At 64.0% G+C, this 13,123-nt stretch carries 11 protein-coding genes; 6 read left to right on the top strand and 5 right to left on the bottom strand.

The window, feature by feature from the left end; all coding sequences use genetic code 11:
* The first annotated feature begins 19 nt into the window (after nt 1-19).
* Genes ACVWWQ_RS08215 through ACVWWQ_RS08195 form a run of 5 tightly spaced genes read left to right on the top strand, consistent with a single transcriptional unit; the run spans nt 20 to nt 4,525 of the window.
* Nucleotides 20-1,357, top strand: coding sequence for a peptidylprolyl isomerase (locus tag ACVWWQ_RS08215; RefSeq protein WP_099652675.1), 1,338 nt, complete (start codon nt 20-22; stop codon nt 1,355-1,357).
* A 15-nt stretch (nt 1,358-1,372) separates the two neighbouring features.
* Entirely contained in the window at nt 1,373-2,377 is a 1,005-nt protein-coding gene (pdxA, locus tag ACVWWQ_RS08210) for a 4-hydroxythreonine-4-phosphate dehydrogenase PdxA (protein WP_133949319.1), read from the top strand.
* Between the two features lie 51 nt (nt 2,378-2,428).
* Nucleotides 2,429-3,217, top strand: coding sequence for a 16S rRNA (adenine(1518)-N(6)/adenine(1519)-N(6))-dimethyltransferase RsmA (rsmA, locus tag ACVWWQ_RS08205; RefSeq protein WP_133948199.1), 789 nt, complete (start codon nt 2,429-2,431; stop codon nt 3,215-3,217).
* A gap of 57 nt (nt 3,218-3,274) precedes the next feature.
* Nucleotides 3,275-3,658, top strand: a complete 384-nt coding sequence (gene apaG / locus ACVWWQ_RS08200) for a Co2+/Mg2+ efflux protein ApaG (RefSeq protein WP_099652677.1) — start codon at nt 3,275-3,277, stop codon at nt 3,656-3,658.
* Between the two features lie 15 nt (nt 3,659-3,673).
* The gene (locus tag ACVWWQ_RS08195; RefSeq protein WP_133948201.1) at nt 3,674-4,525 is read left to right on the top strand and encodes a symmetrical bis(5'-nucleosyl)-tetraphosphatase; all 852 of its coding nucleotides are present in this window, start codon (nt 3,674-3,676) and stop codon (nt 4,523-4,525) included.
* Between the two features lie 94 nt (nt 4,526-4,619).
* Here the strand turns inward: ACVWWQ_RS08195 and secA are convergent, their stop codons facing one another.
* Nucleotides 4,620-7,355: a preprotein translocase subunit SecA gene (gene secA / locus ACVWWQ_RS08190; protein ID WP_133948203.1), complete on the bottom strand. Its 2,736-nt coding sequence runs from the start codon at nt 7,353-7,355 to the stop codon at nt 4,620-4,622.
* A gap of 195 nt (nt 7,356-7,550) precedes the next feature.
* Nucleotides 7,551-8,480: a M23 family metallopeptidase gene (locus ACVWWQ_RS08185; RefSeq protein WP_099652680.1), complete on the bottom strand. Its 930-nt coding sequence runs from the start codon at nt 8,478-8,480 to the stop codon at nt 7,551-7,553.
* A 27-nt stretch (nt 8,481-8,507) separates the two neighbouring features.
* On the opposite strand from ACVWWQ_RS08185, the gene ACVWWQ_RS08180 reads away from it, so the two are divergent.
* The gene (locus tag ACVWWQ_RS08180; RefSeq protein ID WP_099652681.1) at nt 8,508-8,990 is read left to right on the top strand and encodes a DciA family protein; all 483 of its coding nucleotides are present in this window, start codon (nt 8,508-8,510) and stop codon (nt 8,988-8,990) included.
* Nucleotides 8,991-9,172: 182 nt separating this feature from the next.
* On the opposite strand, the gene lpxC is transcribed toward ACVWWQ_RS08180, so the two are convergent.
* The 3 genes from lpxC to ftsA all read right to left on the bottom strand — a co-directional run bounded on the left by lpxC (nt 9,173) and on the right by ftsA (nt 13,115).
* Nucleotides 9,173-10,087, bottom strand: coding sequence for a UDP-3-O-acyl-N-acetylglucosamine deacetylase (gene lpxC, locus ACVWWQ_RS08175; protein ID WP_133948205.1), 915 nt, complete (start codon nt 10,085-10,087; stop codon nt 9,173-9,175).
* Between the two features lie 478 nt (nt 10,088-10,565).
* A complete protein-coding gene (ftsZ, locus tag ACVWWQ_RS08170) occupies nt 10,566-11,759 on the bottom strand; it encodes a cell division protein FtsZ (protein ID WP_099652683.1) in 1,194 nt (397 codons plus the stop codon).
* Between the two features lie 123 nt (nt 11,760-11,882).
* Nucleotides 11,883-13,115: a cell division protein FtsA gene (ftsA, locus tag ACVWWQ_RS08165; protein WP_099652684.1), complete on the bottom strand. Its 1,233-nt coding sequence runs from the start codon at nt 13,113-13,115 to the stop codon at nt 11,883-11,885.
* Nucleotides 13,116-13,123 lie beyond the last annotated feature (8 nt).

The following is a 13,123-nucleotide window of genomic DNA, read 5'->3' as shown; positions in this document are numbered from 1 at the left end:
GCGACCAGGCTTTCCACTGATGAAGCAAACCCTCGCATCCCTCCTGCTCGCGCTCGCGATCATGCTCCCGGCCCACGCGCAGCTGGTGACCCCGGCCGCGCCGGCCAGCCAGCCGCTGGATCGGATCGTCGCCGTGGTCAACGATGACGTGATCCTGCAAAGCCAGCTGAACGACGCCGTGGCGTCGGTGCAGCAGCAGTATGCGGGCCACACCGAACAATTGCCGCCGATGAACGTGCTGCAGCAGCAGGTACTCAACCGACTGGTGCTGATGCACCTGCAGGTGCAGAAGGCGCAGGACCAGGGCATCCGCGTATCGCAAGCCGACATCGACCAGGCCATCCAGGGCGTGGCCCAGCAGAACAATCTCACGCCCGAGCAATTGCGCGCCGAGGTCGAGCGCAGCGGTGCCAGCTTCGCCGCCTTCCGCGAGCAGATCGGCGACCAGATCACCGTGCAGCGCCTGCACCAGAGCGTGGTGCAGGATTCCGTGTCGGTCACCGACAGCGAAATCGACAACCTGCTCAGCAGCCCGACCTACAAGGCCGGCGAAGTGCACCTGGCCCACATCCAGATCAGCATTCCCAGCGGTGGCGACGCCGCCGCCATCCAGGCCAGCCAGGCCAAGGCCGAGGCAGCACTGGCCGCGATCAAGGGCGGCATGGATTTCAACGCGGCCGCGATCCGTTACTCCGACGCGTCGGACGCACTGGATGGCGGCGATCTCGGCTGGCGCCGGATGGACGAAATCCCGCCCGCTTTTGCGGACACGATCGCCACCATGAAGCCTGGCGAAGTCAGCCCGGCGCTGCGCGGCCCCACCGGTTTTCACATTCTCAAGCTGATGGGCCAGCGTGAAAACAGCCGCAAGATGGTGACCGAACTGCATGCCCGTCAGATCCTGATTCGCCCGAGCGAGCTGGTGACGCCGGCACAGGCCGAGCAGAAGGCGCAGGACCTGTATCAACGCATCGTCGACAAGCACGAGGACTTCGCCAAGCTGGCAAAGGAATACTCGAAGGACGACACGTCGGCCAACCTGGGTGGTGACATGGGCTGGTTCCCGAAAGATGCCTGGGGCAAGACCATCGAAGCCCAGTTGGGACAGTTGAAGGACAATGAAGTGTCCAAGCCCTTCCAGAGCGATGCCGGCTGGCACATCCTGCAGCGCCTGGGCGAGCGCCAGAGTGACCAGACAGTCCAGATCGCCCGCGACCAGGCGCGCCAGGCCATCGGCACGCGCAAGTCCGAGCAGGCCTACGACGATTATCTGCGCGACCTGCGCTCCAATGCCTACGTCGACATCCTGGTGCCCGAACTTCGCAGCGCGGACGATCAGTCCGCCAAAACGCCGTAAACGAAGTTGAAAGCCCTGCCGTTGCCCCGCCTCGCGGTCACTGCCGGAGAGCCGGCAGGCATCGGCCCGGAGCTGTTGATCCGGCTGGCTGGCACCTCGCTGCCAGCCAGCCTCGTCGCGATCACCGACCGCCACCTGCTGCAACGCACTGCGTCACGCTGTTCGGCGGCAATCACCCTGATCGATGACGATGGCGCCGCCACGACCGAGCGCCCGCCGGGCGTGCTGCGCGTGCGGCACATCCCGCTTGCTGTCGATGAAGTTCCCGGTCGACCCGATCCGCGCAACGCCCGCCACGTGCTCGACACGCTCAGTGAAGCAGCCGACGGCTGCGAAGCCGGGCGCTATGCCGCCGTGGTCACCGCGCCGCTGCAGAAAGCCTCGATCAACGACGCGGGAATCCGCTTCAGCGGACATACCGAATTTTTCGCCGAGCGCGCGCATGCCGATGTGGTGATGATGCTGGCAAGCCCCGAGTTGCGCGTGGCACTGGCCACGACGCACTTGCCGCTGGCCGCCGTGTCTGCGGCGATCACCCCGGCCGCGCTGATTCGCACGCTGCGCATCGTGCACGCGGAACTGCAGGCGAAGTTCGGATTGGCCGAGCCGCGCATTGCGGTGCTTGGCCTGAACCCTCATGCCGGCGAGGGCGGCCACCTGGGACACGAAGAGATCGACACGATCATCCCCGTCATGGACGCTCTGCGCCGCGAGGGCATGCGGTTGATCGGCCCCCTGCCGGCGGACACCGCGTTCGTGCCGGCCCAGCGTCGGCACTACGACGCCGTGCTGGCGATGTATCACGACCAGGCCCTGCCGGTGCTGAAGAGTGAAGCGTTCGACCGTACCGTGAACCTCACCCTGGGCCTGCCGTTCATTCGCACGTCGGTCGATCACGGCACCGCGCTGGATCTGGCGGGCACGGGCAAAGCCGATCCGTCCAGCCTGATCGCGGCGGCGAACATGGCGTTGGCGCTCGTGCAGCGCAAAAGCGAGTGGTCCGGGGCGGCGCGTGACTGAAAGCCCGCTCGTCGCACTCACTCCTTACTTCTCCCCACTCGTTTCTGCCTTATGAACGCGCGCCCCAAGAAAAGCTTCGGCCAGCACTTCCTGCACGACCGCCGCTACATCGACTGGATCGTCAGCGCGATCCGCCCCCGCGCCGATGACTTCATCGTGGAGATCGGTCCGGGTGAGGGTGCATTGACCCTGCCCCTGCTCGCCGCAGCAGGCAAGCTCACCGCGATCGAACTGGACACCGACCTGATTCCCGGTCTGCAGGCGCGCGCGGCCAGCGCCGGCGAGCTGCACATCGTGCATGCCGATGTCTTGAAGGTGGACTTCAGCGCGATGGCGCACAGCCATGGCGTTCCCCGTCTGCGCATCGCCGGCAACCTGCCTTATTACATCTCCAGCCCGATCCTGTTCCACTGCGTCGAACACGCTGCCGCGATCCAGGACATGCACTTCATGCTGCAGAAGGAAGTGGTCGACCGGATGGCGGCCGAGCCCGGCAGCAAGACGTATGGACGGCTATCGGTCATGCTGCAACTGGCGTGCAGGGTGGAGCCGCTTTTCGAAGTGCCGCCGGAAGCCTTCCGCCCGCCGCCGAAGGTGAACTCGGCCGTGGTCCGGCTGGTGCCACTTCCGCCGGAAGATCTGCACGACGCACGTCCCGAGCACGTCTACAGCGTCGTCAAAGCCGCGTTCGGACAGCGGCGCAAGACGTTGTCCAACGCGCTTGGCCAATTGCTCGATTCCGACGCGATACGCAGTGCGGATGTCGATCCGCGCGCGCGCGCGGAGACGCTTTCTCCCGCCGATTTCGTGCGCCTGGCCAAGGTGTACGGCAGTCGTTGATCCAACACGTTCGGCGCAACGCCACCCAAGCGTGGCGGCAGGCCGTACAATCACCGCATGACTGAAAAGCCCTCCTACACGATCGATGTGCAGGTCCAGACCCGCTTTGTTCCGGACCAGTCGAAGCCCGGCGACAACCGCTATGTTTTCGCCTATACCGTCACGCTGCGCAATGCCGGAGCGATGCCGGCGCGCCTGCTCGCGCGCCGCTGGATGATCACCGACGCCAACGGCAAGGTGGAAGAAGTCACCGGTGACGGCGTGGTGGGTGAGCAGCCGTGGATGCGTCCTGGTGATGATTTCGAATATACCTCCGGCGCCGTATTGGAAACGCCGGTAGGCACCATGGGCGGCAGCTACCAGATGCTGGCCGATGATGGCACGGAGTTCGAGGCGCCGATCCCGACGTTCACGCTGTCCATCCCGCGTACGCTGCATTGATGGTCAGGGACTGACATGGCGACGTACGCAATCGGCGACGTGCAGGGCTGCTATCCCGAATTGCAACGCCTGCTTGAGAAACTGCGTTTTGATCCGGCGCAGGACCAGTTGTGGTTCTGCGGCGACCTGGTCAATCGCGGAGGCCAATCCCTCGACACCCTGCGGCTGATCCACAGCCTGCGTGAGTCCAGCATCATCACGCTGGGCAATCACGATCTCAGCCTGCTGGCGATTTCCCAGCGACGTCCGGAAGCGCAAGCGCGGGTCAATCCCGAGTTGCGCGAGGTACTGTTCGCCGACGATGCCCCCGTGCTGTTCGAGTGGCTGCGCTCGCAGAAACTGGTGCACCACGACGAGAAGCTCAACTGGACCATGGTGCACGCCGGCCTGGCACCGATGTGGACGCTGCGACAGGCGCTGCGTGCCGCCCAGGACGTGGAGCGCGAACTATCCAGTCCCCGTCATCCGCGCCTGCTGCGCAATCTGTTCGGCAATCGTCCAGCCGTGTGGTCCAGCCGCCTGCAGGGACTGGACCGCCTCCGCGCGACCATCAACACAACCACCCGCATGCGCTATTGCGACGTCAACGGGCGCATTGACTTCGACGCGAAGGGCATGCCCGGTTCGCAGAAGCCGGGGCTGTATCCATGGTTCTCGGTGCCGGGCATGCGGCGGCGCGATACCCGCATTGTTTGCGGTCACTGGTCGGCGCTGGGCCGCTTCGCCGGACTGGGCGTGCACGCGATCGACACCGGGTGCGTATGGGGCGGACAGCTTACCGCCCTGCAACTGGATGGCGACGAGCCTCGCTACATCACGATCGACGCGGAACCTCACCGAACGCGCCCACCAGGCGGCGAAGACTGAACAGCAGGAAGTGAACGAAGAGGAGTGAATAGTGAGAAGGCTGTTCGGCTTCCTCCCTTTCTCATTCCTCTTCAGTCACCCCTGCTCTTCGCGCTCAGGCGAGCTGACCGTGGCAGTGCTTGTACTTCTTGCCGGAGCCGCAGGGGCACAATTCGTTGCGGCCGACCTTGGGGCCATCCGACGCTTGTGCCATCTGGGTACCAAGGCCCGCCGCCGAGGCATCGTTCGGCTCGCCATTGAAGGCACCCGCCGGCGGCGCACCGCCACCGGAAGCCAGCATCTGCTGCTGCAGCCGATCGGCAAGGCGCTGCTGCTCGGCCTCCATCGCGGCCACTTCCTCTTCGCTGCGGACGCGGATGCGCGCCAGCATCTGGATCACTTCGGACTTGATGCGGTCAAGCATCGCTGAGAACAGCTTGAACGACTCGCGCTTGAACGCCTGCTTCGGATCCTGCTGCGCGTAACCCACCAGATAGATGCCTTGGCGCAGGTAGTCCATGCTTGCCAAGTGATCCTTCCAGGCGTTGTCCACCACCGTCAGCATGATGTGCTTCTCGAGCTGACGCATGGTCTCGGAGCCGATCTGTGCCTCCTTCGCCGCAAACAACTCGTTCACCGCGCCATGCACGTGCTCGAGGATCATTTTCGCGTCGATCTCCTGCTGCTGCTCGATCCAGTGCTTCAGATCGAGTGACAGGCCCAGCTCGCTTTCCAGCTCGCGATCAAGACCGGCCAAGTCCCACTGATCGTCGATGCTCTCATCCGGCACGTAGGCACGCACCATGGATTGCGCCACGTCATCGCGGATGTCGGCCACAGTCGCCTGCACTTCCTCGCCGTCGAGCAATTCGTCGCGCTGGCGGTAGATCACCTTGCGCTGGTCGTTGGCGACGTCGTCGAATTCCAGCAGGTGCTTGCGGATGTCGAAGTTGTGCTGCTCGACCTTGCGCTGGGCCTTTTCGATCTGCCGGCTGATCATGCGATCTTCCAGCGCGTCGTCGTCCTTCATGCCGAAGCGCTTCATCCAGCGCACCAGGCCTTCACCGCCGAAGATGCGCAGCAGGTTGTCTTCCAGCGACAGGTAGAAGCGCGACGAACCCGGGTCGCCCTGGCGGCCGGAGCGACCACGCAGCTGGTTGTCGATGCGCCGCGATTCGTGCCGCTCGGTGCCGATGATGTGCAAGCCACCGGCGGCCAGCACCTGCTCGTGAAGCTTCTTCCATTCCGCCTTGACGCGGGCACGGTCGACGTCACTGGCGCCTTCCGGCAGTGCCGCCAACGCCACTTCGAGGCTGCCGCCGAGCACGATGTCGGTACCGCGACCGGCCATGTTGGTGGCAATGGTGACCTGCCCCGGCGCGCCGGCCTGGGCCACGATATGAGCTTCGCGCTCATGCTGCTTGGCGTTCAGCACTTCGTGCACCACGCCCGCCTTGGTCAGCAGGCCGGAGAGCAGCTCGGACACCTCGATCGAGGTGGTGCCGACCAATACCGGCTGGCCCCGCTTGTGGCAATCCTTGATGTCCTCGATCACCGAGTTGTACTTCGGTGTCTGCGACAGGAAGATCATGTCCGGGTTGTCCTTGCGGATCATCGGCTTGTGGGTGGGAATCACCACCACCTCCAGGCCGTAGATGCTCTGGAACTCGAACGCCTCGGTGTCGGCCGTGCCGGTCATGCCGGCCAGCTTCTTGTACATGCGGAACAGATTCTGGAACGTTACCGTCGCCAGCGTCTGGTTCTCGCGCTGGATCGGCATGCCTTCCTTCGCCTCAACCGCCTGATGCAGGCCGTCGGACCAGCGTCGGCCGGCCAGCGTGCGTCCGGTGAATTCGTCGACGATGATCACTTCGCCATCGCGCACGATGTAGTCGACGTCGCGCTGGTAGATGCCATTGGCACGCAGCGCAGCGTTCAGATGATGGACCACGGCAAGGTTCTTGGAGTCGTACAGGCCACTGTCTTCATCGATGACGCCTGCGGCACGGAGCAGTTCGTCGGCGTGCTGCATGCCCGCCTCGGACAGATGCACCTGCTTCTGCTTTTCGTCGACCCAGTAGTCACCCTCACCGTCTTCTGCGGTCTGGCGAATCATCTGCGGCACGATCTTGTTCACCGCGATGTAGAGCTCCGGGGAATCCTCGGCGGGACCGGAAATGATCAGCGGCGTGCGCGCCTCGTCGATCAGGATCGAGTCGACCTCGTCGACGATGGCGTAATGCAGGCCGCGCTGGTAGCGCTGCTCCTTGCTGAGCGCCATGTTGTCGCGCAGGTAGTCAAAGCCGAATTCATTGTTGGTGCCGTAGGTGATGTCGGCCGCATACGCGGCGTGCTTGTCCGCGTGATCCATCCCCGGGTACACCACGTCGACCTTCAGGCCGAGGAAGTTGTACAGCTTGCCCATCTGCGCCGAGTCGCGTCGCGCCAAATAGTCATTCACGGTGACCACGTGCACGCCCTGGCCGGCCAATGCGTTGAGGTAGACCGGCAACGTACCGACCAGGGTCTTGCCCTCGCCGGTGCGCATCTCGGCGATCTTGCCTTGGTGCAGCACCATGCCACCGATCATCTGCACGTCGTAATGACGCATGCCCAAAGTGCGCTTGGCCGCCTCGCGCACGACCGCGAAGGCTTCGGGCAACAGCTTTTCGAGAGACTCGCCAGCGGCCACGCGCTGCTTGAACTCGTCGGTCTTGCCTCGCAGCTCGTCGTCACTCAGCTTTTCGAACTCGGGCTCCAGCGCATTGATGCGGTTGACGCTCTTGGACATCTGGCGCAGCACGCGTTCGTTGCGGCTACCAAACAGGCTCGTCAGGGCACGATTGAACATCGATTTTCCGGGTTGGGGAATGAAACGCCCACATCAGGTGCGGGCCAATCGGTCATGTTACTACATGCCCACCTGGCACCGCCCGTCAGGCAGGGCTGGCGCTGATTCGGGGCACAAGGGCGTGCCGCCGCTTTACTGAATGGCGCCGCTCAGCACCTGATTCAAGGGAGCCACCGCTCCGTGCCGAAGCGTTGATCAGCGGTGATTGCGCACGAATGCCAGCGGATTGACCACGCGGCCGTCGTACCAGACTTCGAAATGCACGTGTGAACCGGTGGAGCGGCCGGTGGAGCCGGCCCTGGCAATCACATCCCCCACCTGAACATGCTGGCCAGGGCGGACCTCGAGCGCGCTGTTATGCGCATAACGGGTCATGTAGCCATTGCCATGATCGATCTCGACCACGTTGCCATAGCCACTGCGTACCCCGGCAAAGGTCACCATGCCCTCGGCCACGGTGTGCACCGCGGTGCCCAGCGGGGTGGAGATGTCGATGCCGGTATGCCGCGCGGAATGGCCATCAAACGGATCGGCGCGAACACCGAAATAGGAGGAAATGTAGCCCGGCACCGGCATGCCGGTGGGTTTCAGGTTCGACTCGATCTTTGCGTCCAGCAGCAGACTCTGCAGCGCCGACAATTGCGCCTGCTGGCGATCAAACTGGGTCGCCAGCTGGTTGATGCTGTTGTCCAGCGCAGGCGGCAGCGCATACGCGGTGCCGCTGGCGTCTTCCACGCCACCCACCGCCGGCTGCTGGTCGAAGTTGAATTCGCCATCATCGAGCTTGCCGACTTCAGCCAGACGCTCGCCCAACGCGTTCAGGCGGGTCGACTGCGCCTGCAACTGACCAAGCTTCACGGCCAGCGCGTCCAGTCCTCGCTGCGCATCTTCGCGCACTCCGCCCAATTGCGCCTTCTGCTGCCGGATTTCATGCTGCAGCGTCTGGATCTCGGCAAGGGAGCGGTCTTTCGGACTGGCCACCAGCAGCGCAAGCGCCACTCCGGCACTCATGCACCCCAGCACCGCCACCGAGACTACCCCGAACAGCTTCCAGCGCAAGCGCCGATTTGCCAGATCAAGGGTTTGCGGCAGTTTGCGAGCACGTGATACGAGTATGATTTGCATGTCTTTCCAAGATCGAATTTCGGCACCATGCAACGCGCTCCGCCGGCCACTTCCCGCCGCAGGGACAACGGACCAAGGTCCCTTGTCGATTGCGGCTCCTTCGCGACGCTGGCCCGCAAGGCCGCTTCGCTGGAAGCGCTGGATCGCGCATTGCGCCAGACGTTGCCATCGCCGTTGCGCGAGCAGGTGAGATTCGCCGACCTGCGCTACGACCGCCTCGTCTTTCTGGCATCTTCACCGGGCTGGGCCTCGCGCCTGCGGTTGATGCAGACACAAATCCTTGCCGCCGCACACGCCATTGGCACGCGCGCCAGTTCAGTCACCGTGAAAGTGGTCCCCCAACCGCCAGCCGCAACACCGCCGGATCGGTCAAAACCGCTTTCGCCTGCCGCTGCCGCCCACTTGGTGGCGGCCGCCGCGTCATTCACAGACCCCGAATTGCGGACTCTGTTCCTTGAGCTGGCGTCCCTCGCCGAAACCGCTGATTCCCCTGTTCCCGACACGGACTGAAGTGCTGCCCGTCAATTCGGTGTGAAGGTTTATAGCACGGCTTTTGTTAAGGGATAAATGCGGATGTGTCCGGACCGTGAAGCCACGCCCGGCCAAAGCGGGATCTTCGTCACAAAAAAAACGGCCGTGTCTCTCGACACGACCGTTGATCCGGACAAACCGCAATGGGTTCGGCTGGCGGCTCAGATGGCCTGCGCGGGATGGGCGTAGGAGATCGGCGAAACAGCCGGATCCTCGTGATACGTCACTTCTTCCCAAGCCGAAGCATCAGCCATCAGCGTGCGCAGCAACTTGTTGTTGAGCTCATGACCCGACTTGTGCGCGTGGTAGGCGCCAATCAGGCTGTGGCCGAGCAGGTACAGGTCGCCAATGGCATCGAGGATCTTGTGCTTGACGAACTCGTCCTCGTAACGCAGGCCGTCTTCGTTGAGCACGCGGTAGTCATCGAGCACGACCGCGTTGTCCATCGAGCCACCCAGCGCCAGGTTGTGTTCACGCAGCATTTCGATGTCGCGCATGAAACCGAAGGTCCGGGCGCGACTCACTTCCTTGACGAAGGAGGTGGTGGAGAAGTCGATCTCGGCGCGCGAGGTGCGCTGGCTGATGATCGGATGGTTGAAGTCGATCGAGAAGCCGACCTTGAACCCTTCGAACGGCTCGAACTTGGCCCACTTGTCGCCTTCCTGCACTTTCACCGGCTTCTTGATGCGGATGAAGCGCTTGGCCACGTTCTGTTCTTCGATGCCGGCAGACTGCAGCAGGAAGACGAACGGACCGGCGCTGCCGTCCATGATCGGCACTTCCGGCGCGGAAAGATCGACATACGCGTTGTCGATGCCCAGACCCGCCATGGCCGAGAGCAGATGCTCGACCGTGGAGACGCGGACGTCGCCGTTGATCAGGGTGGTCGAAAGCCGGGTGTCGCCGACGTGGTCTTCACGAGCGCGGATGTCCACCGGCGGATCGAGATCGACCCGGCGAAACACGATGCCGGTATTTGGCGCCGCAGGACGCAAGGTCATGTAGACCTTGTCGCCGGTGTGCAGGCCAACACCGGTCGCCCGGATGATGTTCTTGAGGGTACGCTGCTTGATCATTTTTGTTGGTACCTGTGTAGGCAGCAGCCAATCAGGGGCGGATGCTAACACAGTTTTAACCTGCGATAAAAGCAAACCGTACCGTACAGTCTGATTAAGCTTCATGGTTCCTTCATCCCTGAGTGGCCGGGTATCCATGCCTTTGTTTCCCGACGGGAACGGCGTGGGACACGACACCCCGTGCCTGGGACGGGAATCCGGCACGGGGTATCGGACCCGCCATCACCATGAACGCGTGGCGGCGGGCCGTGCATCATCCTGACGCACAGTCTTGGAACGAAAACGGCAAACGAACGGCAAAAGCATCGTGAAACCTGCGCAAAGCCTGCCCCGAAGACCCGGCCTGGCCGGGCCGCCCGGGTGGACGACGCGGCACGATCCAAGGAAAGACCGGCGCAACGCGGGTTTGTTCAATACTTTTCACAACTCCTCGACCGAACCTTCCGGTCATGGAACAGCCTGCCGAGCGTCACCTTGCTCAGTCGGCCTGACGTCGCAGGAACGCGGGAATGTCCAGATAGTCGAAGCCCGGCTCGGCCTGCTTGGCCGGCGGCGCGGACTCCGTCCGACTCTGCGGGGCGTGCACCACCTCAGGCTGGGCGTAGTCGACCACTTCGTTGCCGGTGCCCGTGCGCAGCACCACCGGACGCGGGCGCATCTGCACCTGCTGGGTGGTTTCCACCATGCGAATCGGCGGCTGCTGACGCGAGGCCATCGCGCGGTTGAGGCCGGTGGCGACCACGGTGACGCGAACGTCGTCCTTCATTTCCGGGTCGAGCGAGGTACCCATCACCACGGTAGCGTCTTCGCTGGCAAAGTCATGGATGATCCGGCCGATTTCGTCGAATTCACGCATGGTGAGGTTCGGGCCGGCGGTGACGTTGACCAGAATGCCGCAGGCGCCGTTGAGGTTGACGTCTTCCAGCAGCGGGTTCTTGATCGCCGCCTCGGCCGCCGCCTGGGCGCGGTCATCACCGCGAGCGGTGCCCGAACCCATCATCGCCAGACCCATTTCGGACATGACTGTACGCACGTCGGCAAAGTCGACGTTGATCAGGCCCGGGGCCGTGATCAGGTCGGCAATACCCTGCACGGCGCCCTGCAGCACGTCGTTGGCCGCCTTGAACGCGTTGAGCAAGGTCACTTCGCGGCCCAGCACGCTGAGCAGCTTCTCGTTCGGCACGGTGATCAGCGAATCCACATGCTGCTGCAGATCCTCGATGCCTTTCAGGGCGACCTGCATGCGCCGACGACCCTCGAACGGGAACGGCTTGGTCACCACGGCCACGGTGAGGATGCCTTTTTCCTTGGCCAGCTGGGCCACCACCGGCGCCGCGCCGGTACCGGTGCCGCCGCCCATGCCGGCGGTGATGAACACCATGTCGGCGCCTTCCAGCATCGCCTCGATGCGTTCGCGATCCTCCAGCGCGGCCTGACGGCCCACTTCGGGGTTTGCACCGGCGCCAAGGCCCTTGGTCACGTTGCCACCGAGTTGCAGGTGGGTCCGCGAGCCGCAGCTGGTCATCGCCTGCGCATCGGTATTGGCGACGACGAATTCGACGCCTTCGATGTTGGAGTTCAACATGTGCGCCACGGCGTTGCCGCCGCCACCGCCCACGCCAATCACCTTGATGACTGCATTGGGTGCGAGTTTTTCAATCAATTCAAACATTTCCCGTCCTCCGTAGAGTTGTTGTCGTTTTAACCATGGATGACGACTCCTGTCGGTCCATGGTGGTGGGCGGATATCCCTCCGCCCTGGGCAACGCTTCCTGCGTCGCCCGAAACCGTGTTCTCAAAAATTCCGGGTCAGCCAGCCGCGCACTTTGCCGACCAGGCCGCCGACGCTGCCGCCCACCGGTCCACCCATCCGCATGCCGCCGGCGCGCGCGCCATGCAGCAGCAGACCCACGCCGGTGGCGTGCAGCGGACTGGAAACGACTTCACCAAGGCCATCGATCTGCTGCGGCACGCCGATGCGCACCATCTTGTGGAAGATCTCCTCGGCCAGTTCCAGCGCGCCTTCCATCTTGGAAGCGCCGCCGGTCAGCACCACGCCGGCCGCCACCAGGCTTTCGTAACCGGAGCGGCGCAACTGGTCCTGCACCATCTCGAAGATTTCCTCGTAACGCGCCTGCACGCTCTGCGCCAGCGACTGCCGCGCAAGGCGGCGTGGCGGGCGATCGCCGACGCTGGGCACCTGGATGGTTTCCTCGGCATGCGCCAGCCCGGTCTGCGCGCAGGCGTACTTGATCTTGATTTCTTCCGCGTGGGCGGTCGGCGTGTGCACGCCGTAGGCAATGTCGCTGGTGACCTGGTCGCCGCCCACCGGCAGCGAGGCGGTGTAGCGGATCGAGCCCTGGGTATAGATCGCGATGTCGGTGGTACCGGCGCCGATGTCGACCAGGCACACGCCCAGCTCGCGCTCGTCGTCGGTCAGCACGGCCTTGGCACTGGCCAGCGCCGAGGGCACCAGCTCGTCCACGGTCAGCCCGCAGCGCTGGATGCACTTGGAGATGTTCTGCACCGCGGCGGCTGCACCGGTGACCAGATGCACATTGGCCTCCAACCGCACGCCGCTCATGCCGACCGGGGAGCGGATGCCGTCCTGGCCGTCGATGCGGTATTCCTGCGACTCCTTGTAGAGCACCTTGCGGTCAGCGGGGATCGCCACGGCACTGGCCGCTTCCAGCACCTGCTCCAGGTCGGCGGCGGTGACCTCGCGGTCACGGATCGCCGCGTTGCCGTGCGAGTTGCGGGTTTCCAGATGGCTGCCGGAAATCGACGCGTATACCGAGCGGATGTCGCAGCCGGCCATCAGCTCGGCTTCCTCGACGGCGCGCTGGATCGAGTGCACGGTGGATTCGATGTCCACCACGGAACCGCGCTTCATGCCGCGCGATACGTGCGTGCCGATGCCGATCACGGTGATCGGTTCGCCCGGCTCGTACTCGCCGACGATCGCCACCACCTTGGAGGTGCCGATGTCGAGCCCGACTACCAGTTGTTTGTCGTTGCGCGGCTTCATAGAGAAAT

The sequence above is a fragment of the Rhodanobacter sp. TND4EL1 genome, assembly GCF_054061035.1.
This window is presented reverse-complemented; position numbering and strand designations above follow the sequence as displayed.

Excerpts from the sequence above, each read along its gene's own strand:
- ACVWWQ_RS08215 (WP_099652675.1), top strand. The coding sequence starts at position 20 with ATGAAGCAAACCCTCGCATCCCTCCTGCTCGCGCTCGCGATCATGCTC.
- rsmA (WP_133948199.1), top strand. The coding sequence starts at position 2,429 with ATGAACGCGCGCCCCAAGAAAAGCTTCGGCCAGCACTTCCTGCACGAC.
- apaG (WP_099652677.1), top strand. The coding sequence starts at position 3,275 with ATGACTGAAAAGCCCTCCTACACGATCGATGTGCAGGTCCAGACCCGC.
- ACVWWQ_RS08195 (WP_133948201.1), top strand. The coding sequence starts at position 3,674 with ATGGCGACGTACGCAATCGGCGACGTGCAGGGCTGCTATCCCGAATTG.
- secA (WP_133948203.1), bottom strand. The coding sequence starts at position 7,355 with ATGTTCAATCGTGCCCTGACGAGCCTGTTTGGTAGCCGCAACGAACGC.
- ACVWWQ_RS08185 (WP_099652680.1), bottom strand. The coding sequence starts at position 8,480 with ATGCAAATCATACTCGTATCACGTGCTCGCAAACTGCCGCAAACCCTT.
- ACVWWQ_RS08180 (WP_099652681.1), top strand. The coding sequence starts at position 8,508 with ATGCAACGCGCTCCGCCGGCCACTTCCCGCCGCAGGGACAACGGACCA.
- lpxC (WP_133948205.1), bottom strand. The coding sequence starts at position 10,087 with ATGATCAAGCAGCGTACCCTCAAGAACATCATCCGGGCGACCGGTGTT.
- ftsZ (WP_099652683.1), bottom strand. The coding sequence starts at position 11,759 with ATGTTTGAATTGATTGAAAAACTCGCACCCAATGCAGTCATCAAGGTG.
- ftsA (WP_099652684.1), bottom strand. The coding sequence starts at position 13,115 with ATGAAGCCGCGCAACGACAAACAACTGGTAGTCGGGCTCGACATCGGC.